Source organism: Paraburkholderia sabiae (genome assembly GCF_030412785.1).
Lineage (GTDB): Bacteria > Pseudomonadota > Gammaproteobacteria > Burkholderiales > Burkholderiaceae > Paraburkholderia > Paraburkholderia sabiae.
Genome location: NZ_CP125295.1, coordinates 3,321,144 through 3,343,696, shown reverse-complemented (window position 1 = coordinate 3,343,696; position 22,553 = coordinate 3,321,144). Strand labels below are relative to the sequence as shown.

26 protein-coding genes are annotated in these 22,553 nt (G+C 61.3%); 10 read left to right on the top strand and 16 right to left on the bottom strand.

The window, feature by feature from the left end; translation table 11 throughout:
• Together QEN71_RS15015 and QEN71_RS15010 are read left to right on the top strand one after the other, a co-directional pair.
• Entirely contained in the window at positions 1 to 918 is a 918-nt protein-coding gene (locus QEN71_RS15015) for a glycosyltransferase family 9 protein (RefSeq protein WP_201651207.1), read from the top strand.
• 74 nt (positions 919 to 992) lie between these two features.
• Positions 993 to 2,063 carry a glycosyltransferase family 4 protein gene (locus QEN71_RS15010; protein WP_201651206.1) on the top strand — a complete coding sequence of 357 codons (1,071 nt, stop codon included), beginning with the start codon at positions 993 to 995 and terminating at the stop codon, positions 2,061 to 2,063.
• Between the two features lie 7 nt (positions 2,064 to 2,070).
• Here the strand turns inward: QEN71_RS15010 and QEN71_RS15005 are convergent, their stop codons facing one another.
• Positions 2,071 to 3,408, bottom strand: coding sequence for an MFS transporter (locus tag QEN71_RS15005; RefSeq protein ID WP_201651205.1), 1,338 nt, complete (start codon positions 3,406 to 3,408; stop codon positions 2,071 to 2,073).
• Between the two features lie 296 nt (positions 3,409 to 3,704).
• On the opposite strand from QEN71_RS15005, the gene QEN71_RS15000 reads away from it, so the two are divergent.
• Positions 3,705 to 4,601 carry an alpha/beta fold hydrolase gene (locus QEN71_RS15000; protein WP_201651204.1) on the top strand — a complete coding sequence of 299 codons (897 nt, stop codon included), beginning with the start codon at positions 3,705 to 3,707 and terminating at the stop codon, positions 4,599 to 4,601.
• Positions 4,602 to 4,639: 38 nt separating this feature from the next.
• Positions 4,640 to 5,527, top strand: a complete 888-nt coding sequence (locus QEN71_RS14995; protein ID WP_201651203.1) for a ketopantoate reductase family protein — start codon at positions 4,640 to 4,642, stop codon at positions 5,525 to 5,527.
• A gap of 57 nt (positions 5,528 to 5,584) precedes the next feature.
• On the opposite strand, the gene QEN71_RS14990 is transcribed toward QEN71_RS14995, so the two are convergent.
• The 3 genes from QEN71_RS14990 to QEN71_RS14980 form a co-directional block, all read right to left on the bottom strand.
• Entirely contained in the window at positions 5,585 to 6,340 is a 756-nt protein-coding gene (locus QEN71_RS14990) for an acetoacetate decarboxylase (RefSeq protein ID WP_201651202.1), read from the bottom strand.
• A 99-nt stretch (positions 6,341 to 6,439) separates the two neighbouring features.
• The gene (locus tag QEN71_RS14985) at positions 6,440 to 6,790 is read right to left on the bottom strand and encodes a VOC family protein (protein WP_201651201.1); all 351 of its coding nucleotides are present in this window, start codon (positions 6,788 to 6,790) and stop codon (positions 6,440 to 6,442) included.
• 21 nt (positions 6,791 to 6,811) lie between these two features.
• Positions 6,812 to 7,435 (bottom strand): glutathione binding-like protein, encoded by a 624-nt coding sequence (locus tag QEN71_RS14980; RefSeq protein ID WP_201651200.1) that lies wholly within the window; start codon positions 7,433 to 7,435, stop codon positions 6,812 to 6,814.
• Between the two features lie 71 nt (positions 7,436 to 7,506).
• On the opposite strand from QEN71_RS14980, the gene QEN71_RS14975 reads away from it, so the two are divergent.
• Positions 7,507 to 8,190, top strand: a complete 684-nt coding sequence (locus QEN71_RS14975) for a TetR/AcrR family transcriptional regulator (protein WP_233471826.1) — start codon at positions 7,507 to 7,509, stop codon at positions 8,188 to 8,190.
• Positions 8,191 to 8,283: 93 nt separating this feature from the next.
• On the top strand, positions 8,284 to 8,622 hold the full coding sequence (locus tag QEN71_RS14970; protein ID WP_201651199.1) for a DUF4148 domain-containing protein: 339 nt from the start codon (positions 8,284 to 8,286) through the stop codon (positions 8,620 to 8,622).
• Positions 8,623 to 8,706: 84 nt separating this feature from the next.
• Here QEN71_RS14970 and QEN71_RS14965 read toward each other — a convergent pair whose 3' ends face one another.
• Positions 8,707 to 9,774: a hypothetical protein gene (locus tag QEN71_RS14965; protein WP_201651198.1), complete on the bottom strand. Its 1,068-nt coding sequence runs from the start codon at positions 9,772 to 9,774 to the stop codon at positions 8,707 to 8,709.
• Positions 9,775 to 9,952: 178 nt separating this feature from the next.
• Between QEN71_RS14965 and QEN71_RS14960 the strand changes: the two genes are divergently transcribed.
• Positions 9,953 to 10,147 (top strand): hypothetical protein, encoded by a 195-nt coding sequence (locus QEN71_RS14960; RefSeq protein ID WP_201651197.1) that lies wholly within the window; start codon positions 9,953 to 9,955, stop codon positions 10,145 to 10,147.
• Positions 10,148 to 10,266: 119 nt separating this feature from the next.
• Here the strand turns inward: QEN71_RS14960 and QEN71_RS14955 are convergent, their stop codons facing one another.
• Together QEN71_RS14955 and QEN71_RS14950 are read right to left on the bottom strand one after the other, a co-directional pair.
• Complete coding sequence (locus QEN71_RS14955) at positions 10,267 to 10,785, bottom strand: phasin family protein (protein ID WP_201651196.1); 519 nt, start codon at positions 10,783 to 10,785, stop codon at positions 10,267 to 10,269.
• A gap of 142 nt (positions 10,786 to 10,927) precedes the next feature.
• The gene (locus QEN71_RS14950) at positions 10,928 to 11,137 is read right to left on the bottom strand and encodes a hypothetical protein (RefSeq protein ID WP_201651195.1); all 210 of its coding nucleotides are present in this window, start codon (positions 11,135 to 11,137) and stop codon (positions 10,928 to 10,930) included.
• A gap of 756 nt (positions 11,138 to 11,893) precedes the next feature.
• On the opposite strand from QEN71_RS14950, the gene QEN71_RS14945 reads away from it, so the two are divergent.
• The gene (locus QEN71_RS14945; protein WP_201651194.1) at positions 11,894 to 12,808 is read left to right on the top strand and encodes a LysR family transcriptional regulator; all 915 of its coding nucleotides are present in this window, start codon (positions 11,894 to 11,896) and stop codon (positions 12,806 to 12,808) included.
• Between the two features lie 47 nt (positions 12,809 to 12,855).
• On the opposite strand, the gene QEN71_RS14940 is transcribed toward QEN71_RS14945, so the two are convergent.
• On the bottom strand, positions 12,856 to 13,683 hold the full coding sequence (locus tag QEN71_RS14940; protein WP_201651193.1) for an SDR family oxidoreductase: 828 nt from the start codon (positions 13,681 to 13,683) through the stop codon (positions 12,856 to 12,858).
• 110 nt (positions 13,684 to 13,793) lie between these two features.
• On the opposite strand from QEN71_RS14940, the gene QEN71_RS14935 reads away from it, so the two are divergent.
• Positions 13,794 to 14,831 carry a LacI family DNA-binding transcriptional regulator gene (locus QEN71_RS14935; protein WP_201651192.1) on the top strand — a complete coding sequence of 346 codons (1,038 nt, stop codon included), beginning with the start codon at positions 13,794 to 13,796 and terminating at the stop codon, positions 14,829 to 14,831.
• Here QEN71_RS14935 and QEN71_RS14930 read toward each other — a convergent pair.
• From QEN71_RS14930 to QEN71_RS14895, 8 genes are all read right to left on the bottom strand, one after another.
• Complete coding sequence (locus tag QEN71_RS14930; protein ID WP_201651191.1) at positions 14,821 to 15,687, bottom strand: sugar phosphate isomerase/epimerase family protein; 867 nt, start codon at positions 15,685 to 15,687, stop codon at positions 14,821 to 14,823. The two genes, QEN71_RS14935 and QEN71_RS14930, sit on opposite strands and share 11 nt — an antisense overlap.
• Positions 15,684 to 16,931: an NAD(P)/FAD-dependent oxidoreductase gene (locus QEN71_RS14925; protein WP_201651190.1), complete on the bottom strand. Its 1,248-nt coding sequence runs from the start codon at positions 16,929 to 16,931 to the stop codon at positions 15,684 to 15,686. The genes QEN71_RS14930 and QEN71_RS14925 overlap by 4 nt, the downstream gene beginning before the upstream one ends.
• On the bottom strand, positions 16,928 to 17,275 hold the full coding sequence (locus QEN71_RS14920; RefSeq protein ID WP_201651189.1) for a non-heme iron oxygenase ferredoxin subunit: 348 nt from the start codon (positions 17,273 to 17,275) through the stop codon (positions 16,928 to 16,930). Before QEN71_RS14920 ends, QEN71_RS14925 begins: the two co-directional genes overlap by 4 nt.
• A gap of 31 nt (positions 17,276 to 17,306) precedes the next feature.
• Entirely contained in the window at positions 17,307 to 18,341 is a 1,035-nt protein-coding gene (locus tag QEN71_RS14915) for a fatty acid desaturase (protein WP_201651188.1), read from the bottom strand.
• A 171-nt stretch (positions 18,342 to 18,512) separates the two neighbouring features.
• Positions 18,513 to 18,647 carry a hypothetical protein gene (locus QEN71_RS14910; protein ID WP_267909721.1) on the bottom strand — a complete coding sequence of 45 codons (135 nt, stop codon included), beginning with the start codon at positions 18,645 to 18,647 and terminating at the stop codon, positions 18,513 to 18,515.
• Between the two features lie 152 nt (positions 18,648 to 18,799).
• Positions 18,800 to 19,936 (bottom strand): porin, encoded by a 1,137-nt coding sequence (locus QEN71_RS14905; RefSeq protein ID WP_201651187.1) that lies wholly within the window; start codon positions 19,934 to 19,936, stop codon positions 18,800 to 18,802.
• A 242-nt stretch (positions 19,937 to 20,178) separates the two neighbouring features.
• On the bottom strand, positions 20,179 to 20,589 hold the full coding sequence (locus tag QEN71_RS14900; RefSeq protein WP_201651186.1) for a DoxX family protein: 411 nt from the start codon (positions 20,587 to 20,589) through the stop codon (positions 20,179 to 20,181).
• A 58-nt stretch (positions 20,590 to 20,647) separates the two neighbouring features.
• Positions 20,648 to 21,373: a pirin family protein gene (locus QEN71_RS14895; protein WP_201651185.1), complete on the bottom strand. Its 726-nt coding sequence runs from the start codon at positions 21,371 to 21,373 to the stop codon at positions 20,648 to 20,650.
• Between the two features lie 158 nt (positions 21,374 to 21,531).
• Between QEN71_RS14895 and QEN71_RS14890 the strand changes: the two genes are divergently transcribed.
• Positions 21,532 to 22,422 (top strand): LysR family transcriptional regulator, encoded by an 891-nt coding sequence (locus QEN71_RS14890; RefSeq protein WP_201651184.1) that lies wholly within the window; start codon positions 21,532 to 21,534, stop codon positions 22,420 to 22,422.
• Positions 22,423 to 22,553: the final 131 nt, after the last annotated feature.

Genomic DNA, 22,553 nt, shown 5'->3' with positions numbered 1-22,553 from the left:
ATGGATGCACAGTTGCCGGCGTGTGTGCGCATCGCGTCGATCAGGCGCGTCGCGTTCATGATGTCGAATGCGATCGGCGATACGCTGATCTCGATGGTGATCGTGCAGAACCTGCGCGCGAGCGGCATCGACGTCTGCGTGTTCGGCACGCATGTTCATGCATTGCGTCACTGGTTTCCGCATGTCGAGATTCATCCGCTGCCGCATGAGGCCGATTGCGCAGCGCTGCTCGAACCATTCGATGCCGTCGTGCAGATGCACAGACATCAACCGTTTGCGCAGCTTGCCTATGCGCATCCGCATGTGATCGATCTGCACGATGTCGAATACGGCACCTGGTCCGGCTGCATGGCCGAGCGCTTTGCGCAGTTCAGCCGCACGCAGTTCGGCGTCGCGGCGAGTACGACGAACAACGGCATCGTCGCGCCCGCGACGCTCAAGCATCGGCGGTTCCGGCATCGCGTGGTCATTCATCCGGAAGCGAGCACCGACGACAAGCGCTGGTCGCGCGAAAGCTTCATCGCACTCGCGAGGCGTCTGCAAGCGCTCGGCTATGAAGTGTGTTTCGTGATCGCGCCCAGTGAGCGTGCGCGCTGGAGCGGGCTCGAACAACGCGGCATCGCGGCGCCCGAATTCGACGATCTGCATGCGCTCGCGTGCTGGCTCTACGAATCTGGCTGGTTTATCGGCAACGACTCGGGCATCGGCCACCTCGCGTCGAATCTGTCGATTCCCACCGTGAGCCTGTTCAGGCGTCGCGCCGTCGCCGAGCGTTGGCGGCCCGCGTGGGGCACCGTGCGCGTCGTGCTGCCTCGGCAATGGATTCCCACTGCGCGGCTCAAGGAAAAGTTCTGGCGTCAGGCGTTGACGTGTCGACGCGTTGTCACTGTATTCAGGCAATTGGCGGAGCAGGCCTAAAGAACGCGCGATGTGTCCTGACATCGGAAGCGCGATGACTTGCCAGTGCCGTTTGGTGAAGCTCGAAAAGAAGCATGAAAATCGGATTGTCGTGCAATGCACTGAAGTACAGCGGGGGCCTCGAACGCTATGCGATCGAGGTGACACGGGGACTCGTCGCCGCCGGGATCAAGCTGGCCGTGTTCGGCCGCGCATTCGATCCCAAGTTGCCGGAAAGCCGGCTCGTCGAACCGCATCGGATCAACGTTTCGTTTCTGCCGGGCAAATGGCGCGACGAATGGTTTTCGCGGCGCCTGAGCGCGATGCGGCGCGACGCGAAAGTGGATGTGCTGATCGGCTGCAATCGCGTCGAAGCGTCGGAGATCGCGATTTGCGGCGGCACGCATCTGGGTTTCCTCAGCGCGACGGGACGGCGGCCATCGTTCTTCGACCGCCGGCAGATTGCGCTGGAGCGCCGTCAATACCGGCGGGCGCGCTTCGTCGTCGCGCATTCGCCGCAGATGCGCGATGAACTGCGGCATCTGTACGGCGTCGACGATGCGAAGATCCGCGTGCTGTATCCGCCCGTCGACAACGGCCGCTTTTCGCCCGTTACCAGTGACGAGCGCCGCGCATTGCGCAAACGTTTTGGCTTCGCCGACGACGAAATCGTATTGCTGTTTCCGTCGAGCAGTCACGAACGCAAAGGCTTGCCGCTGATCGAAGCCGCGCTGCGCGATCTCGATCTGCCCATCGTCGTGGCCGTAGCGGGTCGTCCGCCCGAGCGCACGTCGAAGCGGCTGCGCTACATCGGCTATGTGAATACGATCGAAGAAGGCTACCGCGCGGCGGACTATACGATCCTCGCGTCGAGCTACGAACCGTTTGGACTCGTGGGCGTGGAATCGGTGATGTGCGGCACGCCCGTGATTCTGTCGTCGAACATCGGCTGTCATGACGTGATCGCGCCGGAAGCCAAGCTCGTCTTCGCACCGAACGATGTCGACAGCTTGCGTCGCGTGCTGGCGCAGGCGGTGTCCGACGCACGCGGAGAAAGGCCGTCGACGCCGGCGTTTTCGCGCGATGCCGTGCTCTACGATCCGGGCCTCGGCCGTCATGTGTCGGATCTGCTCGCACTGGCGGATCAGGCTTGCGAGTGGCCCTGACAGGAAGCTAGCGGGCGTCCGCGACCCGGCGCGTGGACGGCGACACGCGCAGACTGCGCAGCGTCAGCACGATCAGCGCACCCATCACGACGGCCGTGAACAGATAGAGCCCGGCGGGGCCCGCGAACGCCATCATCGCGGACGCGAGCGTCGGGCCGCCGCTCGCGCCCAGCGAAAAGATCAGCAGCAGTCCTGCGCTGACGGCGATACGTTCGTCGGCGGGAATGCAGTCGTTCACGTAGGACGTGACGACGCCATACATCGAGAACGCGATCGCGACGTACAGATAGCCGAGCGCCTCGATCAGCACGCCATCGCGCAACACGAACAGCAGCACGCTCAGCAAACCCGCGAGCGCGGCGAGAGATAGCAGCACCTTGCGCCGGTCGAACAGATCGGCGAGCCGCGCGACGGGCCATTGCGGCACGAGCGCCGCGAGCAGCGCGAAGCCCATGAAGTGCGACACGTCCGGCACCGAATAGCCGACGCGTCGCATGAACACCGGCTGCATCGTGTAGAACGCGCTGTTGAGCAGGCCTGCCGCAAGGCACGCGACCACGCCGAGCGGCGCCCAGCGATAGATGGTCTGCAAGCCCGACAGACCGCGCGCGAGACGCGAGCGGCCCGAGGCGCTCGCGTGCGTGGCGGGCGCGGCGACGGGACCGGGCGCCGTGCCCGCAAGCGCAACGGGAATCAGCGACGCGGTGAACAGCGCAGCGACGGCGCTGAAGAGTTCGAAGCCGGATGGATCGGCGAGACCGATCAGAAACTGACCGATGCCGACGCCGAGATAGTTGGTGATCAGATACGCGGAAAACACGCGTCCGCGCTGTGCATTGCTCGCCACCTGATGCAGCCAGCTTTCCACCACCGTGAAAATGCCGACGAGGCAAAAGCCGGTGATGAAGCGCAACGCCGCCCAGGTCGCGGCCTCGTTCCACACCGCATAGCCGAGCGCGCAGCACGCCGACGCCGCCGCGAACGTGACGAACGCGCGATGATGCCCGACGCGGCCGATAAGCGAGCCGCCATAGAGCGCGCCTAGCATGAAGCCGATGTAGTACGAGGACTGCACGAAGCCGACGACGATCGACGGCGCCTGCTGCTGGATCAGCCGCAACGAGATCAGCGTGCCGAGCAGGCCGTTACCCGTGATGAGAATCGCGTAGCCGAGCAGCAGGATCGCGGTCGCGCGCAGGCTGCTGAAGGGAGGCGGCGGCGCGGGAACAGGCGCGACGGAAGCAGCGAGTGACGGACCGCTTTCGACGAAATCGGCGAGCGGTTGGCTGTCATGCAGGGAGAATGCGCCGCACGGCGAGGTCGCCTGATCGTGTGCCTGTTTCATTCGTACTCGATGTGGTTCGTCTTGCGCGGCACCCGGATAGCGACGTGTTGCGGGCTCGTCTTGTGGAATGTAGCGGCCCGCGGTGCGGCTGGCACAGCAAGGATACGACATCGGCTTGCAGTAAAGCGACTTTCTTTAGCGAGCCTGTTGCGGTGTCGCGCGAGCCATACGGTCGGCGGGTCAGCGGGTCAGCGGGTCAGCGGGTCAGCGCGATTCGCGCGACGGCGCTACCATGGACGCTCCCCGCGTCCCGAGTCTGCTGTGCGTAGTGATCGCCCTTAAAGGAGCCGCCGATCATGCCCAAGCACGTGAGCACCGAATTGCTGGACATCGCCTATGAAGAAACAGGCGAACCCGAAGGTTGGCCCGTCGTCCTGCTGCACGGCTTTCCCTACGATATCCACGCTTACGACGAGGTCGCGCCGATTCTCGCCGGTCACGGCGCACGCGTGATCGTGCCGTATCTGCGCGGCTATGGGCCGACGCGCTTCCTGTCCGCCGATACACCGCGCTCCGGCCAGCAGGCCGCGTTGGCCGCCGATCTGCTGGCGCTGCTCGACGCGCTGCAGATCGAGCGCGCGCTGCTCGGCGGCTACGATTGGGGCGGGCGCGCCGCGTGCATCGTTGCCGCGCTTTATCCGCAGCGCGTGCAAGGGCTCGTGACGGTCAATGGCTACAACATCCAGAACATCGCGGCATCGGCTAAGCCCGCGTTGCCGGAAAACGAGCTGCGTCACTGGTATCAATACTATTTTCACGGCGAACGCGGCCGCGCCGGGCTCGCGGAAAATCGCCGCGGATTGTGCCGTCTGCTATGGACGCTCTGGTCGCCGACCTGGCAATTCGACGACGCGTGCTACGAACGCACGGCGGCCTCGTTCGATCACCCCGATTTCGTCGACGTCGTGATTCATTCGTACCGGCATCGCTACGCGCTGGTGGACGGCGATCCGCGTTACGACGCGATGGAGCGGCAGCTCGCCGCGCAACCACCTATCACCGTGCCCGTCATTTCGATCGATGGCAGCGCGGACGGCGTGATGCCGATCGGCGGATCGGTGCATCATGCGCCGCATTTCACCGGGTCATACGAACACCGCGTAATCGACAACGTGGGGCACAACCCGCCGCAGGAAGCGCCCGCCGCATTCGCCGACGCTTTGCTCGCGGTGCGAACGCGCGCCATGTGGTAAGTTTTGACGGTTCAATTCCATACAGAAGAGCGTTGCCTATGAAAGTCGCCGTAATGGGCGCGGGCGCGGTGGGCTGCTATTACGGCGGCATGCTGGCGCGCGCGGGACATGAAGTCGTATTGATCGGACGCCCGCAACATGTCGAAGCCATCGAGCGTCGCGGTTTGCGCCTCGAAACGCAGTCGTTCGACGAACACATCCCGCTTGCGGCGAGCACGCACGCGAGCGCAGTGCAGGGCGCGAAGCTCGTGCTGTTCTGCGTGAAATCCACGGACACGGAAAGCGCGGCCCTCGAAATCAAGCCCTTTCTCGCGCCCGATACGTTGGTGCTGTCGCTGCAGAACGGCGTCGAGAACGCCGACGAAGTGCGCAAGGTCGTGCCGCAGGAAGTAGCCGCCGCCGTCGTCTACGTCGCGACGGAAATGGCGGGGCCGGGGCACGTGCGTCATCACGGACGCGGCGAACTGGTGATCGAACCGTCGAAAGCCAGCGCGGAAGTCGCGCAGACCTTGATCGCGGCAGGCGTGCCCACTGAAATCTCCGACAACGTGCGCGGCGCGCTGTGGGCGAAGCTGATCCTCAATTGCGCGTACAACGCGTTGTCGGCGATCACACAGTTGCCGTACGGCCGGCTCGTGCAAGGCGTGGGCGTGACGACCGTGATGCGCGATATCGTCGACGAATGTCTTGCCGTCGCGAAGGCCGACGGCGTCACGATTCCCGGCGACGTCGACAAGGCCGTGCGCATGATCGCCGAAACGATGCCGAAGCAGTATTCGTCGACGGCACAGGATCTGTCACGCGGCAAGCGCAGCGAAATCGATCACCTGAATGGATTGATCGTGCGACGCGGCGAAGCGCTCGGCGTTGCGACGCCGTCGAATCGTCTGCTGCATACGCTCGTCAAGCTGATCGAGAGCAAGTAGAAAGGCTTTGAAGTGGCGCGCACGCGTTTCATGCGCGCGCGCAGCATGGTATGAGTGCTATTCGGCGTTCGCCAGATAATCGAACGCCACTTCGCCGATATCCAGCGTCAGATGCGCGATGACCTGACGCGCGCCCACGACGCGCCGCACGGGCAGATCCGCAACGGGCGCGAGCGCGTGATGCCGCAGTTCGAGCGCGGCCGGTCCCGCCCACGCGCCGAGCACCGTCACGTCGCGCAGAAAGAAGCGCACCAGTTCGCATACGCGCGCCGTGCCGTCGACATGCGGGATCACTTTCAACAGATAGTTCGGCGTATCGGCGAGTTTGGCGCGCTCGGTTTCCATATCGAGCGTCCAGTGCTTGTAGCCCATCGTGCCCGTCGCGATGCGCTGCGTGCCGTAATCGAGCGTGCCGAGCAGCGTGTCGTTGCCGTCCACGCTGATATGCGGGCGCGCAAGCTTCTTCGGAAAGCCCCAGATTTCGCGGCCCGCTGCAATCGGGCCTTCGTCGTCGAGATACATCGAATGCGTGTAGTTGCCGAGCCGGCCTTCCGTGTCGCGCACGGAAATGACCTGGCCGCTTTCGGTGTAATCGCCGAAGCCCGACGAATCGGGCATACGGATGAACTCGTAATGCACCAGCGCGTTTTCAGGTTTGAGCGGTGCGGGTACGACAGCGGCTATTGCGTCAGGATCGCTTTCGTACGAAATAATGAAGTACTCGCGGTTCACGAATCGAAACGGAGGACGCGGAAAAGCGGGATTGTGTACGGGCATCGCAAAAGCGTTCTTGCGGATCGAGTCCAGGTCCATTGAGGTTCTCCCGATAAGCAGCGCACACTGCGCGGGTCAATGGTAAAGCGATTGCGCACGTAACGGTGTGTCCGTTCGATGGCAATTCGCGCGCGCACGCTAGCGGTGCGCGAGAATGTTCACGAGCTTGTCGAACGGGTCGCGCACATAAAAGCGCCGTACGCCCCACGGTTCGTCGACGGGACCGTATTCGATCGCAAACCCTGCGGCTTGCATCGCGGCGAACGCGGCGTCCACGTCGTCGACCTCGATCGACAGATCGGGCACGGGCGTGCCCGATCCGCCTTCCTGCGCGAAGCTGATCTGCACGGTCATCGGCTGGTTCGAACCATACGTGCGAATCCAGCCATGATCCATCAGCAATTCGAGGCCGAGAACCTCGTGATAAAAGCGCTGCGCCTGCGCGATGTTTTGTGTCTCGACATTCGCGACGATGCGGTTCACCTTCATTGCCCGTCCTCGTTGATTGCGTTATTGCAACTGTGCCTGCTCTTCACGGTATAGCGCAATCTCTTCGTTCAACGCTTTCGCGACGTGAGGGCGTTGCACGATGCGATGGTAATACGCATCGACGGCGGGCCATTGCGCGAGATCGACGTCGCAGTGTTTTGCCCAGTTCAGCACGGTGGTCAGATACGCGTCCGCGACGGTGAAGTCGTCTAACAGATACGTGTGCGTCGACAGATGCGACTGCAAATAGTCGAGCCGTCGGGCGACCTTTTGGCGCGCGTAGTCATGCGGTGCAGCGGGATCCAGCAGCGGCACGAACACGCCCTTGTGCAGTTCGGTGCTGATGAAGCCGAGCCATTGCTGAAGCTTTGCGCGCTCCGCTGTGCCCGCGACGGGCGCCAGCCGCGCAGCCGGAAATTGATCGGCGACATACGGCAGGATTGCCGTGTTCTCGGTCAGCAGCCAGCCTTCGTCTGTGCGCAGCACGGGCACCTGGCCTAGCGCGTTGACCGGATAGAAATCGGAGCCGTCGCGCAGCTTCTTCTTTTTCGTGTCCACCTGAATGAAGCCGGCTTGAGCGCCCGCTTCGTACAACGTGATGCGCGTGGCGAGCGAGCACGCAAGCGGTGAAAAATACAGATCCATGACGACGTCTCCTGATCGCTGGTTTGTTTTTGTACTATAGTGAACAAAAATCGACAGTGCCAGATATTTATATGCGAGACAGTACAAAAAACGAGAAGCGTGCGCGCGGGCGGCCACGTGCATACGATGCCGACGACGCGCTCGGCAATGCCACCGATGCATTCTGGCTCAGCGGCTATTCGGGCACTTCGCTCGATACGCTCAGCGATGCGACAGGAATGAATCGTCCGAGTCTGTATGCGGCGTTCGGCGACAAGCACGCGCTCTATCTGAGCACACTGGACCGCTACGTCGAAGCGGGCGTGCACGGCATGCAGCTCGCGCTTCGCGACGACATTCCGCTCGCGCAAGCGTTACAACGCGTCTACGACGCGGCGCTTGCGCTCTATTTGCCGACAGGCGATGCGCCGCGTGGATGCTTTCTGATTGGCACAGCCGTCGTCGAATCGAAAGTGGATGAAGACGTGCGCACCAGATTGGCGCAAGGACTCAAAGCGTTCGATCGCGAGTTCGAGAAACGCATCCGGCGTGCACAGACGGATGGCGAACTTGCCGCAGATGCCGATGCGCCGGTGCTGGCGCGCGTTGCGTCGGCGATCATGCATAGCCTTGCATTGCGTTCGCGCGCAGGCGATTCGCGCGCGTCGTTGCGAGCGACGGCGGCCCAAGGCGTCGCGCTGATTTGTGGCGTGCACAACGACGGCGCTGCAAAAGATGCATCAATTAAAGGTCCACGAAAACAGATAAAGAAATAATGGTTTGATTGCTGATTCATGCACCTTTCATGAAACCGGCTGGTACAGCGTTTGCGCTATTAAACGTGTACTACCTACTTCATGGAGGAAGTCATGAAACTGCTCAAGCAAGCTGCCATTCTCGCTGCCGTGATGGGTGTTTCCGCTACGGCTTTCGCGCAAACCACCGTCCAGCCGGACCAGCCGGCGACGCGTGGTGAAGTGAGGCAGGATCTGAGGAACGTCGAAAACGAGGGCTATCGTCCGGGCGACGGCGACCGCACGAATTACCCTGCCAATGCGCAGGCTGCGGAACGTCGGCTGTCCGATCAGCAAGGCCAAAGCGAAAGCTACGGTGGCGTGGTGAGCGGATCGGCGGCGACGGGCTATGCGCAACCGATGATGCGTCCGCGTCATAACGACGGGACGAAGGACGTCTACTTCGGTCAGTAATGTATTGCGCGTAAGGGCTTGAACGAAAGGCGGGTTGCATGAACATGCACCCCGCTTTTCTATTGAATGTTCTCTATTGAACGTTCAATTGGCAGGAATGGTGACGACAGGCGCCTTGCTGTTCGTATCAGCTTCCGCAAGCGCCATCAGATTCTGCACGACGGTGAACGCGTATTTCGAATCGAAGTCCGCCCGATCGACCCAGTATGTCGACGGGCCGTAACGTACGGAGACATAGGCATCGGCGGGCGGCTTGTTGCCCGACTGCACGACGATCGTCGGCCGCGTTTCGCCGCCGACCAGCGATACCGTCGGTTTGGTCGCGCCGTTACTGATCGAATCGTTGGGCACCTGCACCTGTGCGCCGAGATCGGTGAGGATGCCGAGAACCGAGCGCGTCAGCATCGCAATCTGATCGCCGCCGTGCGACGACTGTCCGTAAACGATTTCAAAGTTGCCGCTATTGGACTTCAGATGCAGCAGCTTGCGCACGAGCATCAGATCGGGCACTGCCTTCGCCTCGCCCGTCGTCGTGGCCGTACCGAGCACGAGATAGACGTGCTGCTCGTTGTTCTCGCTGCGCGACTCGACATTCAGTTCGCCCGCCAGCTGCAAACGGCGCAGCGCCTGAATCAGCTGGAAGAACTGCGGCGATCCCGCGCTGTCTTCGCCGCCTAGTGCGGTGCCGTTCTGCAAACCGCCTATCGATTGCGCGGAGATGCGCAGCAGCAGGTCGATCGGAATGCCGCCTTCGGCGAGGGGCAGCACGAGCGTCGGCGCTAACGGACGAATATATGCCTGCGCATAGGCTTCGCCCGTGGTCGGTGTGAAGGTGAAGGTCGGATGGTTCGAGTACGACATCGTTCCTGTTGCCGATGCGTAGTTCGGTACGCTGCCCGAACCTGCATTGAGCGTCGATGAAGCGGATGCATCGACGTTGTAGGCCGCGATGATCTGGCTCACGGTCAGGAAAGAAGGCGCATCGGCATAACGAAGCCCGATCATGGCTGCGAGGATTTCCCGCTTCTTTGCTTCGCCGAGTGCACGCGAGTAGTCGACCTGATCCGCTTTCAGCCGCGAGGGACCGATGCTCGTGCATCCCGCAAACAGAGTGAGCGCGCAACAGGCTAACAGACCAGGAAGTGTTTTCATCGGAGTAGAAAATTGTGCAGGGTGGCTGGGTCGACTACGTCGTTTCGGTAAAGACGTTCGTGGCGAGTCAGCACGTTGCATGCCGCGCCTGGATGCGACGGCAACTGCGTGTATGGAATGCGTGTTGCTCGCGGTAGCGAGTGGCTGGCTTGGCTAGCGGAAAACGAGGGAGTGCAACATGGCACGCATGACGAAGGAACAGCCCAACACGATGGACGAACCCGGCGGGCCCGAAGCGCCATTGCCTGCCGGCGAGAAGACCAACAGCACTGGCAACGTGCGCAAGGACAGGGCCGCGCACGGCGAGCCGACCGATGCCGATTTCGAGCCGCCCATCGTTCCCGGCGATACGAAGAGCGCGCCGGATCGGTAGCGCATTCGGGTAGCGCATTCGCGAAGAATAAAAAAAGCCCGCTCGAAAGCGGGCCGAAAATGCGCCTGACGCGGGGATCGCGTCCGGTTTCCTACAAACTGTTGCTCGCGCGCGGCGGTTCAGGCCGCGTGCGACGTGTTTCCTGTACTGCGCGTCACGACGTGCGCGTTGGCTTCGGCCATATCGACTGCCTGTTGCACCGTTTTCCAGATGCTCTCGTAGAAGGCGTTCGCTGCAGTGATCGCCGAGTTCATGGCGGACACCGCGACTTCCGCCCCTGCGGGCGCGCGTTGCACGGCATCGTCGAGATCGGCGCGAACGGTGCCGATCTGCGTTTCATATTGCGCCGTTGCATGCCTGACGATGGCCGCCTGCGTGCCCGAGACAATGCCGAACAGCTGCTGGTTATAGAGCGCGATGCGTTCCACTGACGACAGGTCGCTTCGGCTCACGGCTGCGAGGCCGGGCATTTCGCCGTTGGCGAGCGCATTCATCGCGCGCTGCGTGCTGTCGCGCAGAAAGTGCAGGTTCAATTGAACGAGCTTTTCAAAGCCGTTCACCGCCTCGTTCGTGACGTTGAAGAACGTCTGAACGCCGGCTTTCTGTGCGGCAGTCACTTCGTCGACGGTAGTGAGCATCGAAAAGCCTCGCAAGGTTGAATGCACAAAGGGTACGAAGGGCAAAAAAGGCCATCGGGCATCGATACGAATGAAGATCGATGCCTGCTGGTCATATAGCGTGTATTGCCGGGTTTCGGTCGCCTGATGGCCCTGATGTCCGTTAGACGGACATTGCCGGGGCGCCGCCGCCCAGGCGGGCGAGTAATGCAAGGCCGCGATCCGTGAGGCGCGGCAGCGCGCTGGCCTGGGACGCACCGATGGTGATGAACTCGCGGCTGGCAAGCGCGAGCAGATCGGCTTCGTCGAAACCCGACTGGGTGGTTGCGTCCTTAATCAGCATGAGCGTCGCAAATTCGTGTGGGCTCAGCACGTGTATCTCCTGAAAGGCGCATGGCCTCCGTTCGCGGCATGGGTGAACTGCGAATGCATTCGCGAACGGTAAATATGTTTGGAAGTTTGTTGCCCGGGATGCTTATGGCATCGGCGGGGATCTAATCCTAATGCGGCGATTATTAAATTTCAATCGGAATTAGTAAGGTACTGTGAACTATTTTCTTCAGAGGGAAGTCCGGCAACTATTGCGTGCTTAAATCACCGGGTGCCGGAAAATAGTGCCAGCGAGTGAGAATAATTATCGCGCCAGATGCCTAGTCCTTTTCCGACAAGCGATCGGCCATTCGAACTACGCGTGCACAGCGGAGAAAGCGCTTCCACACGATCATTCGAACGTACGGTCATGCTTTAAAACGTTTTACTCGTACAAAAACCGGTCGTTTGAATCACAGATAAAATCGCGTTTCAAAGATAAATGACTTCGGAGCGGCTCGAATAAATAATATTAATCATACGTGCGGGCCGCGGATTAGCCCGGGTCCGTAAAAACCACGAACTCCGGGGGTGTTGTAAAAACCCCGATTTCATCCGAAACCGCGCGGTTGCAATCAGGTCGCGTGCATCGAATACCGCCCATAAAAGCCCCGCCGTTCGCGCCCCTTCTCGTCATGGCGATTTTCTCCGTGCTATTTTTCTACCCGTCAGGCTGCGCGCGAGATGCAGCCGGCCGTTCGAACAGGCGACATCTGCAGCGGCAGAAGCTTCGCCGCCTAACAATGACAGGGCACAGGAAATGGACCGCTTCGAGGCAATGGAGATCTTCACTCGCGTGGTGGACGCGAACAGCTTTTCAAAAGTATCTGAAATGCTCGACCTGCCGCGCGCAAAAGTGAGCAGGACGATTCAGGCGCTGGAGGAGCATGTCGGCGTGCGCCTGCTGAACCGTTCGACGCGCCAGGTCAGCGTCACGGAAGACGGCGCGCTGTTTTACGAGCGATGCGTGCGCATTCTCGCCGAAGTGGCCGATGCCGAGTCGTCGCTGTCGAACAAGCGCGAGAATCCGGCGGGCACGATTCGCGTCGATACGTCGGGCACGCTGGCGCGTGCGTTGCTGCTACCTGTGCTCGACGATTTCTATCAGCGCTTCCCCGAGATCGACGTGCGCCTCGGTCTCGCGGACCGCAACATCGATCTGATCCAGGACGGCGTGGACTGCGTGATCCGCATGGGCATGCTCGAAGAGTCGAGCCTCGTGGCGAAACGCATCGGCAGTTCGCGGATCGTCACGTGCGCGTCACCCGCGTATCTGGACCGGCATGGCGTACCGAAGACGCTCGAAGAACTCAGCGAGCATCAGGCCGTGAATTACGTGTCGGCGCGCACGGGAAGAACGTTTCCGTTCGAGTACAACGTCGGCGACGAAGTGGTGAAAGTGCAGATGAAGAGCGTGCTCGCCGTCAACGATGGCTCCGTGTACATCAACGCGGGCGCGCTCGGTCACGGCATCATCCAGCCTTCGCGTTTCATGGTGGCCGAGCTGATCGAGCAGGGCGCGCTGCGTGAAATTCTCACCGACTACGACAGCCCGACGACACCGCTGTCGGTCGTTTACCCGCATCGCCGCAATCTCAGTTCGCGGCTGCGTGCGTTCGTCGACTGGGTGTCGGAGATTGCGCACAACAATCCCGATCTGCGCATCAAGGACTGACGCGCGCGCTTGCCTGCTGCGCGGATACACGCAGCAGGCGTGACCCTTCACACGCTTTTCATGGGTTCGGCGGGATGCGGCGCGTCTTCGAATGCGCCCCAGATCGACTGATCGTAGTTGACGATCGAACCCGTCATCAAGCCCGATTCAGCGCTTGCCAGAAACGCGACGGCGCGCGCCGCTTCGGCCGGATCGATCAGACGGCCGAACGGTTGCGCCGCGGCGGCCTGTTGCAGCCAGTCGTCGGCGGCACCGTGATATTCGCGCTGAATGCGATCCTCGCCGTCCGACGCCATCCAGCCCAGATTCAAGCCGTTCACGCGAATGCGATTGCGTAACAGCGCATATGCGGTGTTTTGCGTGAGCGTCGCGAGCGCGCCTTTCGACGCGCAATACGCGGAGATAAACGGCTGTCCCGCCTTCGCCGACATCGAGCCGATATTGACGATCGTGCCTTCGATACGTTCACGCAGCATCACGCGTATCGTCTCCTGCATCAGAAAGAACGGCGCGCGCACATTGGTCGCGAAGATGCTGTCGAACAGCGCGGGATCGGTGTCGAGTATCGTGCCGCGATCCGTCATCGCAGCCGCGTTCACCAGGACGTCGACACGGCCGAAGTGTTGATCGGCGGAGGCCACGACGTTGCGGCAATCGTCGACATTCGCGAGGTCCGCCTGCACGAACACGACCTTTGCGCCGTGCGCTTCACCGATCCGGCTGAGTTCGCGCGCTTTCGCTTCGCCTTTCTCTTTCGCGCGTCCGCAAATGACGATGCCGCGCGCGCCGCGCTCGACGAACAGCGCGGCTATCGCTGCGCCCAGACCTTGCGAACCGCCCGTGACGATGGCGACTTTCGAATCGAATGGCTTCATGCACTGTCTCCGTCAATGTCGTACTGCAATGGTTAGTGGATATCTCGGCTTGATGCGTCGATTGCGTCGATGCGATGATGGTTGCCATGCCGACCACAACGAATCCGACCATGTCCGATACACGCCGCCGCAAGACGAGCATGAGCGATATTGCCCGCGCTGCGGGTGTCAGCGAAGCGACGGTCGATCGGGTGTTGAACGGACGAGGTGGCGTGTCGCGCGACAAGGAAACGCGGGTGCTCGAATGGGCGCGCAAGCTGAAGATCGATCGCGCGCTGGAAGCGGTGTCGGTGCGCTGGTTGCGTATCGCGATTTTGTTGCAGCAGCCTGACGCGCAGTACTACGTGCATCTGAAGCAGGGCTTCGAGCTCGCGCAAAAGACCTTCGAAACGCAGCGTGTGATTTGCGCCGTCACGTACTTCGACAGCCTCGAACCGCAGGCTGTCGTCGAGACCATTGAACGCGCGACGCGCAAGGCCGATGCGCTCGTGATCGTCGCGTACGAGCATCCGGACATCACGGCAGCACTGCGCCACGTGAGCCACAGAATGCCTGTAATCACGCTGGCGAGCGATCTGCCCGGCACGGGCCGGCTCGCGTATGTCGGCATCGACAATCGCTGCGCAGGACGCGTAGCAGGCGAACTGATGGGCCGCTTTCTCGGCGATGCAGGGGGCAAGGTGCTCGTGATGACAGGCATGCATGACTTTCTCGGCCATGAAGAACGCGAAAGCGGATTTCGTTCGGTGCTGCGGCGGCGCTTTCCGAGTTGCGACATCGTCGAAACGGTGGAGAGCCGTGAGCAGTCGTCGCTCACGGAAAGCCTCACGCGCGATGCGTTGCGCCGTTATCCCGATCTGCGCGGCATCTATAACATTTCTGTTGGCGACGAGGGCGTCGGTACCGCGCTGCGCGCGGTCGACCGTGTGCACAAGACCGTGCTGATCGGACACGAACTCAACGACACCTCGCGGCGTTTGCTGATCGAAGGCGTGCTCGACGCCGTGCTCGACCAGAACCCGATCGGCGAAGCGTTGCATTCGATCGAAGTGATCCTGCGTCACTATCATCGCGATCCCGGCGTGACGTTGTCGCAGCAGATTCCCGTGACGGTGCTGCTGCGCGAGAATCTGCCGCTTACGGATTAGCCGCTAACGCGGGCGCGTTTTCGTGCGCGACTTCATCCCACAGATCGAGTATCCATTCGCGCATCAGCAGCGATTCGGCCCAGCGGTCGGTCGTATCGTTGCCGTCGCGCCCGATGATCGCGTATGGCTTCGGACCGAGTTCGCAGGTGAAGACGAGCGTGTCGTCGGGACCGGCTCGCTCGCGCCATGACGCGAAGCCGTCGCGCCACCAGCGCAGAAACAGATCGACCCACATGCGATGCGGCTCGAAGGAAATCTCGATCTGCACCTGCTCGCGGCTCGCGACGCGCCCATGAAACGCCCACGAATGAGCGATGATTCGTTGCATCGCGGCTTCGTTTTCTTCGTTCACCGGCCACGCGAATTCGCGGCCCACAAGGTAGTGCGACAGATCGCCGAGCAGACGCAGATCGGGGCGTTCATCGAGAAGATCGAGCGTGAAGTGCAGATCCGTCGTCATGCGGTCGCGGTGCGTTTCGATGTAGACGGGAATGTCCACCTGTTCCGCGAGCCGCTGCCAGCCGTCGATCAGTTCCAATGCATCACGGAGCCGACGCGGCCTCACGTCCGGCTGCAAGTCGATATGGTGCGCGCCGAATTCGACAGCGTGTTCGAGAATCGGGCGAAGGTCGTCGACGGTGCGCGGAAAGCATTGCGCTTCCGTTTGCAGGCCATATTGCGCGAGCATTTGCGAAAGACGCTGTGCATCTTCTCGCGATCCATACGACGTGCTCACGCCTTCAAAGCCCGCTTCCGCGATCATCGCGACGTTCTCTTCGAGCGAGCGCTCGAAGCCGTCCGTATGACGCCGCTCCATCGCCCACAACGATTGATACACCGCGAGCCGTTGCGTCATACCGCCTCCGCGGCGACGAGTCCCTTGAGCTTGACGTTGCGATCTTCGAGTTGCATCGGATCGATGCACGCGCGCTGCCCGATCAACGTCTGCGCAACGCGCACGTCGCGTGCGATCTCGGCGACCTTGCCGACGCCGCTTGCACCGACCAGCACGCCGTCGCGATCGAGTGCAAAGAAAATGCGTGACGTGTCGCCTGTTTCGCGCACGACGCTTTGCACGCCGAACGCGGGCATGCCGGCAATCTGTATCGTCATGTCGTACTGATTCGACCAGAACCAGGGCACTTCCGAATACGTTTCGCCGCGTTCGAGCATGTTACGTGCAACGATGCGCGCGTGGTCTTCCGCGTTCTTCCAGCATTCGAGCCGCATGCGGCGCCTGAAAAGACGATGCGGAAAGGAGCACACGTCGCCCGCTGCAAAGATATGCGGATCGTTCGTGCGCAACGTGTCGTCGACGGCGATGCCATCCGCGACATCGATGCCCGCCGCTTCCGCCAGTTCCGTGCGTGGCTTCACGCCGATGCCGACCACGACGCAATCGCAATCGATCTGCGTGCCGTCCTTGAGCTTCACGCCTGTTACGCGCGTGCTACCGAGCAGGCGTTCGATCTGCGCGCCGAAATGAATCTGCACGCCCATCTGCCGATGCCGGTCGATCAGATAGCCCGCGACCACTTCGGGCACGGCACGCATCAACGCACGTGATCCCGCTTCGATGACAACCACTTCGCAGCCGCGCGTCACTGCGGACGCCGCGACTTCGAGTCCGATGAAACCCGCGCCGACAATTGCAATGCGCCGTGAAGGTTGCAGTTCTTCTGCGAGCGTGTTCGCGTCGCTCGCGGTGCGCAGCAGATGCACGCCTTGCAGATGCGCGCCGGGCACGTCGAGGCGTCTCGGTTCGGCGCCCGTCGCGATCAGCAGACGCTGATAGTCGATGCTGCGTCCATCGTGCAACACGACCTTGCGCGCACCGCGATCGATGTGCTGCACGCACGCGTCGACGCGCAGATCGATACGCTTGTCGTGATAGAACGCGTCGTCGTAGAACGCGCATTGCGCCGTGCTGCGATCGCCAAGCAGCACGGCTTTCGACAGCGGTGGCCGGTCATACGGCGCTGAGCCTTCGTTGCCGAGCAGCGTGATCTCGCCTTCCCAGCCGTTCTCGCGCAGTGCGGCGGCAGTGCGCACGCCGCATTGGCCTGCGCCGACAATCACCATCGCGGGCTGTGCGCTCATGATGCGTCCTGCACGGGAAGGCCGAGCAACACTTTGTCGTTTTCGACGCGCACAGGGTAAGTCTTCAGATGCACGCATACCGGTGCGCTTTTTGCCTTGCCGCTCGGAATGTCGAAACGCCCCTGATGCAGCGGACATTCGATCTCGCGATTCACGACGAAGCCATCCGCGAGATGCGCATGTTCATGCGTACACCAGCCATCCGATGCATAGAAGCCTTCAGCGATGCGATAAACCGCGTAGCTCGCGCCGTCGTGATCGAAGCGCATCACATCTTCTTCGTCGATATCGTCGGGCGCGCAGGCGGTAATCCAGTGAATCTTTGCATTCGTTTCGACGCTCATGGCTATCTCCTCCAATTTTTTGTTCGACCGGTCAGGCAGCGGGAATGCTTCGCTCGATCACATGGGTCGCGTCCGTGCGTTGTTTCCACAGCGCAGGAAGCATCTCGCGATACGCGGCATACACGCTCGGATAAGCGGGCGGCAATTGATCCTTGATCGCTTCGTGCAAACGTGGCAGCGCATGGAACGGCACCATCGGCAGCAGATGATGTTCGAGGTGATAGTTCATGTTCAGATAAAGAAAGCGGAACACGAAGTTGGTGTGCACGGTGCGCGTGTTCAGCCGATGGTCTTTCACGTTGACGGCAAGACCGGCATGCTGCGTGAGCCCGAGCAGTTGATGCAACCAGCCGCCGTAGAAGCGCGGTGCCCAGACGAACATCAGCGGCAGGAAGCTGTGCAGCGCGATCGCGAGTGCAATCGTGCCGATCACGACGGCCAGATAGATGCGGCACGACCAGATCATTTTCGGCTTTTCGCTGGCGGGCAAGAATGCGTCGGTGGCGGCATCGACGCGGCCGAATGCATGACGCACGATCTTTTTGATTTCGAGCGTGCAGCCGACCAGCCCAAGAAAATCCGCGATGATGGGCAGCACTTTCGTCGGACGCGTCACCTGGATCTCCGGGTCGCGTGTCTGGAAGTACGTGTGCGTGTGATGGCGCGCATGGCTCCAGCGCCACCAGTAGCCTTCGCGGATCGTCATGAACGACGACAGGTGATAGAACGCCTCGTTGATCCAGCGCGTCTTGAACGGCGTGCCGTGCGACAGTTCATGCCAGCGCGCGTCGCTCGAAGAATAGATCGTCCCGTACGCGAAGAACGCGGGCACGGCCCACCATGTGCCCCATGTGAACGCCGCTATCGCGCCCGACGCGATGAGCAGCACGAACCACGGCACGAAGTTGCGCAGGCCGGCTGCGTCGTCGCGCTTCATCAGTTCCTTGAGCACCGCGCGCGGGATGCGCGGCTGATACCACTGCTCCGCAATGCGTGCGTCGAAGGATGGATCGCTGGGGCCGGGTGCTGCGGTGCTGCCGCCGTCGACGGCAGAAGTCGAGGACATGAGGCGTCTCCTTCATGCTTTGTGATTGCGGGATTTCCTTCAGCCAGAAGCCTCAGGAACACATTCCGTTTGCACAAAGATAGTTGAAGGAGGGCGAAGCCTCACGTCGAAAAATGATGGATTTCCATCAAGTCGCGCCGAGCTTCGTCTGGCTCGGAGCCAGATGGGGCTTTAAGGGCGCAGCAGATCGTATCCGCCGAACACGATGACGCCGCTCAATGCGATGAGGGCGACCGAGTGCTGGCCGAAATAGAGAAGGGCGGCGGCGGACCACGTGGTCAGACAAAAGGCGGCAATGCTTTTCATGCTGGTACTGCTCTGCTAGAGAACAACTGGGATTTACGGGTTTTCCCTGTATATCACAGTTAAGCAGAGTGCATACGCTGTGCCGCCCGACATGAAAAACGGGCGACGTGGCCCTTTCAAGCCACGTCGCCCGCGTATCGGAGTGCGTGCAATCAGAAGATGTTGCGGATCCCCACCGACACGCCCGTCTGGTTCGACGTGCCCGGCAGTTCGACCGTCGCTGCGCCCGTGACCTTGTTGAAGTCGACGGTGCCATACACTTCCGTGCGCTTCGACAACGCGTATTCCGCCACGGCCACGCCCGTGTAGCGGTTGCCGCTGCCCGTCGCGCCGCCGCCGATCGCTGCGTTCTTCATGTGGTCGTAGTAGAACGCGCCCGTCAGCAGCAGCGCGGGCGTCGCTTGCCACGTCACGCCTGCGAACGGACCGTCGTCCTTGCGGCCCGAGCCCTTCAGGATGTCGACGCCGAGCGTCAGGTCGCGCTGCGAGAGCGTGCTGTCGACAAAGCCCGTATCGTCCTTCGAATGCAGATAGCCGACGTAGATCTTGGTCGTGCTGAACGCGTAGACGGCATTCGCGTTGTAGATGGTCTGCTTGTTGTTCGAGTTGTCGCTGTTCTGCTGCACGCCGGCTGCGATGCTCAATGCGCCGAACGAGTACGACGCGGTGAAGCCATACATATTGCCCGCACCGAGGTGGCCCGGAATCTGGCCGGAGAAACCGTTCGCGCCCGTCGAAGTCGAGTTCGTGCCGAACGAGTACATCGCCTTCACGTTCAGACCGCCGAACTTGCCGTCGTACTTCACGGCGTTGTCCGCATAGAGACCCGCGCCGAGTGCAACGGGCAGCCATGCGTTTTCGAAGTAGTTGCCGACGGTCAGAGGATCGTACGTGTCGCCGAGCACGTCGAACAGCGGCGTCTTTTGACGGCCCAGCGTGACCGTACCGTACTGGCTCGACAGACCGACATAAGCCGCGCGATTGAAGAGGCGCTGGCTATCCGACTGGGCGCCGCTTTGCAGATCGATACCGCTTTCCAGCTGGAAGATTGCCTTCAGGCCATTGCCGAGATCTTCCGCGCCTTTGATGCCGAAACGGCTATTCGTGATCGCGCCGTTGGTCATGAAGAGGCGGCCGTCGTTGCTAGCATTCGAATGCGTGAGATAACGGATGCCGACGTCCGCGACGCCGTATAGCGTCACCGAGCTTTGAGCGAATGCTGTCTGGCAGGCAAGGGCGCATGCCGTCGCGCCGAATGCGGCCACTGTCCGAGTGAATTGCTTGGTCATGGGTGTTGTCTTTTCATATGTTGAGAACACTGCATGAGCTTGTTGTTTTTAACGTGTGAGCCCGTGCAAACGGGCCTCATGCAGGCAGGGCGGACTTTTATCACATCAATTTGCACTACGCCGCGAACATGACAAGAGTGTTGCATTCATGCCTAAAGCGCGATTCCCGTCGCGTTTATGCATAACGAAAGAGGGCGGCCCTAAGGCCGCCCTCCGAGAACATCGATAAAGACCTGGATCGCTTATGCGCGGTCGATCGAGTATTTGCCCGGACCTGTCACGAACAACAGCAGCAAGCCACCGATGATGCTGATGTTCTTGTAGAAGTTGATCATGTTGATGTACTGCTCCATGCCCGTTTGCGTCCAGAAGTGATGGCCGATGAACGCGGTGCCGAGCGTATAGAGCGCAAGCAGCAACGCCAGAGCGCGCGTCTTGAAGCCCACGGCGATCACCACACCGACAATCAGTTCCATCACGATCGCGATCACGGCGGCCAGTGCCGGAACGGGTGCGCCCGTCGACGCCATGTATTGCTCGGTGCCTGCAAAGCCCGTGAGCTTGCTCCAGCCAAACAGCACGAAAAGCACTACCAGCAGCACGCGTGCGACGAGCAGCAGTGCATCCTTGCGTTGTTCGATAAACGTGTTCATGTTCAATCCTCTTTCAATTCGATTCAGTTCAATCCGGCAGGTCTAAGGCGCTCTTTGCTCAGGACCACAGTTCCGACACTTCGTTGTTGCGCAGGTCGAACACGAGTACTTCCGCGTCGTTGCCTTCCGTGAATTCGAGGCGTCGCTCATTGCGAATACGCGCACCGTCGCCTTCATTCAGTTCGACGCCGTTCACCTTCACGCTGCCGCGAGCCACATGCACGTATGCATAACGATCGGCGTCGATATCGACGCCTGCCGTTTCATTGCCGTCGAAGAGGCCGGCATAGACACGCGCGTCCTGACGCAATTCGAGCGAGCCATCCTTGCCATCCGGCGACAACACGAGGCGCAACGTGCCGCGCTTCGCTTCCGTCGAAAAGTTCTGCTGCTGATAACGCGGCGTCGCGTTCTTCACCGACGGTGCGATCCAGATTTGCAGGAAGTGCACAGGGTCGCTCGGCGAGTGATTGAACTCGCTGTGCGCGACGCCCGTGCCCGCGCTCATCAGCTGCACGTCGCCGGGGACGATCACGGAGCCCGTGCCCATCGAATCCTTGTGTTCCAGCGCGCCTTCCAGCACGTACGAGAAGATCTCCATGTCGCGGTGCGGATGCTTGCCGAAGCCACGGCCCGGGGCCACGCGGTCGTCGTTGATGACGAGCAGATCGGAGAAGCCGACCTGCTTCGGGTCGTAGTAGTTCGCAAACGAGAACGTGTGACGCGAGCTGAGCCAACCGTGTTCGGCGCGTCCGCGGTCGCTAGCCTGGCGAATGTCGATCATTTCTCTTCTCCTGTTTATTGAATTGCGTTTGCCTCTCGCGACACCGGCGACGCCGTTGTCTGAAGCAGTGATGAAAGTGTAGGTCAATCAGGGCGGCTATAATCTGCGTCAAACAGGAATCACTGTCACTATTAAGTTGACAATTGAGGCGGAAGACCATGCAGCTGGACGACCTGAGAATTTTCGTCACCACCGTCGACGCGCGCAATTTCACGGCAGCCGCCAACCGGCTGCAACTGTCGAAGCAGTTCGTCAGCCGCCGCGTGATGGCGCTCGAAGCGAGCCTGGGCGTGCGCCTGCTCGTGCGAAACACGCGCAAGCTCGCGGTGACCGACCTCGGCTACGAGTTCTATCAGCGCGCGACGCGCATCCTCGGCGAAGTGGAGGACGCGGAGCAGGCGATGACATCGGGCCGTTCGGACCCGCGCGGGCTGCTGCGCGTCAGTGCGCCGATGTCGTTCGGGATGATCCATCTGTCGCCGCTCGTCGCCGCGTTTCTGAAGGCGAATCACGATGTGCGCGTGGACATGGAACTGAGCGATCGGGTTGTCGATGTGGTTGGCGAGGGCTTCGACATGGCGCTGCGCATCGGCACGCTCGCCGACTCGACGCTGATTGCGCAAAAGCTCGCGGAAATACGCATGGTCGCGTGTTGCAGTCCCGCGTATCGCAAGGCACGCCGCCCACCTGCGACGCCCGACGATCTCGCGCGTCACGCGTGTCTGCTCTATGGACAGGAAGGGCGCAGCGGCTGGGAGTACATCGTCGATGGTACGAGCAAGACGATCGAAGTGCACGGCCCGCTGCGCGTGAACAACGGCGAGGTGATTCGCGATGCCGCTATCGCGGGGCTCGGCATTGCGCGTCTGCCGGAGTTCATCGTGGCCGATGCACTGGCGAGCGGCAAGCTCGCCGAAGTACTCGGCGATTACGTCTCGCCGCCGTTGACGCTTTACGCGGTGTATCCGCAGCATCGGCAGGCTTCCGTGACGATACGCGCGTTCACGCAGTTCCTGCGCGACCGGTTCGCCAAGGCGATAAGCCGCTAACACGGCGTAATGCACAGGCACGCAATGGCCTGTTACCGCGCCAGCAACAATGAATGTTTTCGCAGATAATGCGCGTACCTTGCGGGCGCCAGCGTAAATATGCACGCTCACGCATATTTGCGGCGCGCACC

Bases quoted from the DNA above. Each gene is read 5' to 3' on its own strand.
- QEN71_RS15015 (WP_201651207.1), top strand. From the start codon at position 1: ATGGATGCACAGTTGCCGGCGTGTGTGCGCATCGCGTCGATCAGGCGC.
- QEN71_RS15010 (WP_201651206.1), top strand. From the start codon at position 993: ATGAAAATCGGATTGTCGTGCAATGCACTGAAGTACAGCGGGGGCCTC.
- QEN71_RS15005 (WP_201651205.1), bottom strand. From the start codon at position 3,408: ATGAAACAGGCACACGATCAGGCGACCTCGCCGTGCGGCGCATTCTCC.
- QEN71_RS15000 (WP_201651204.1), top strand. From the start codon at position 3,705: ATGCCCAAGCACGTGAGCACCGAATTGCTGGACATCGCCTATGAAGAA.
- QEN71_RS14995 (WP_201651203.1), top strand. From the start codon at position 4,640: ATGAAAGTCGCCGTAATGGGCGCGGGCGCGGTGGGCTGCTATTACGGC.
- QEN71_RS14990 (WP_201651202.1), bottom strand. From the start codon at position 6,340: ATGGACCTGGACTCGATCCGCAAGAACGCTTTTGCGATGCCCGTACAC.
- QEN71_RS14985 (WP_201651201.1), bottom strand. From the start codon at position 6,790: ATGAAGGTGAACCGCATCGTCGCGAATGTCGAGACACAAAACATCGCG.
- QEN71_RS14980 (WP_201651200.1), bottom strand. From the start codon at position 7,435: ATGGATCTGTATTTTTCACCGCTTGCGTGCTCGCTCGCCACGCGCATC.
- QEN71_RS14975 (WP_233471826.1), top strand. From the start codon at position 7,507: ATGCGAGACAGTACAAAAAACGAGAAGCGTGCGCGCGGGCGGCCACGT.
- QEN71_RS14970 (WP_201651199.1), top strand. From the start codon at position 8,284: ATGAAACTGCTCAAGCAAGCTGCCATTCTCGCTGCCGTGATGGGTGTT.
- QEN71_RS14965 (WP_201651198.1), bottom strand. From the start codon at position 9,774: ATGAAAACACTTCCTGGTCTGTTAGCCTGTTGCGCGCTCACTCTGTTT.
- QEN71_RS14960 (WP_201651197.1), top strand. From the start codon at position 9,953: ATGGCACGCATGACGAAGGAACAGCCCAACACGATGGACGAACCCGGC.
- QEN71_RS14955 (WP_201651196.1), bottom strand. From the start codon at position 10,785: ATGCTCACTACCGTCGACGAAGTGACTGCCGCACAGAAAGCCGGCGTT.
- QEN71_RS14945 (WP_201651194.1), top strand. From the start codon at position 11,894: ATGGACCGCTTCGAGGCAATGGAGATCTTCACTCGCGTGGTGGACGCG.
- QEN71_RS14940 (WP_201651193.1), bottom strand. From the start codon at position 13,683: ATGAAGCCATTCGATTCGAAAGTCGCCATCGTCACGGGCGGTTCGCAA.
- QEN71_RS14935 (WP_201651192.1), top strand. From the start codon at position 13,794: ATGTCCGATACACGCCGCCGCAAGACGAGCATGAGCGATATTGCCCGC.
- QEN71_RS14930 (WP_201651191.1), bottom strand. From the start codon at position 15,687: ATGACGCAACGGCTCGCGGTGTATCAATCGTTGTGGGCGATGGAGCGG.
- QEN71_RS14925 (WP_201651190.1), bottom strand. From the start codon at position 16,931: ATGAGCGCACAGCCCGCGATGGTGATTGTCGGCGCAGGCCAATGCGGC.
- QEN71_RS14920 (WP_201651189.1), bottom strand. From the start codon at position 17,275: ATGAGCGTCGAAACGAATGCAAAGATTCACTGGATTACCGCCTGCGCG.
- QEN71_RS14915 (WP_201651188.1), bottom strand. From the start codon at position 18,341: ATGTCCTCGACTTCTGCCGTCGACGGCGGCAGCACCGCAGCACCCGGC.
- QEN71_RS14910 (WP_267909721.1), bottom strand. From the start codon at position 18,647: ATGAAAAGCATTGCCGCCTTTTGTCTGACCACGTGGTCCGCCGCCGCC.
- QEN71_RS14905 (WP_201651187.1), bottom strand. From the start codon at position 19,936: ATGACCAAGCAATTCACTCGGACAGTGGCCGCATTCGGCGCGACGGCA.
- QEN71_RS14900 (WP_201651186.1), bottom strand. From the start codon at position 20,589: ATGAACACGTTTATCGAACAACGCAAGGATGCACTGCTGCTCGTCGCA.
- QEN71_RS14895 (WP_201651185.1), bottom strand. From the start codon at position 21,373: ATGATCGACATTCGCCAGGCTAGCGACCGCGGACGCGCCGAACACGGT.
- QEN71_RS14890 (WP_201651184.1), top strand. From the start codon at position 21,532: ATGCAGCTGGACGACCTGAGAATTTTCGTCACCACCGTCGACGCGCGC.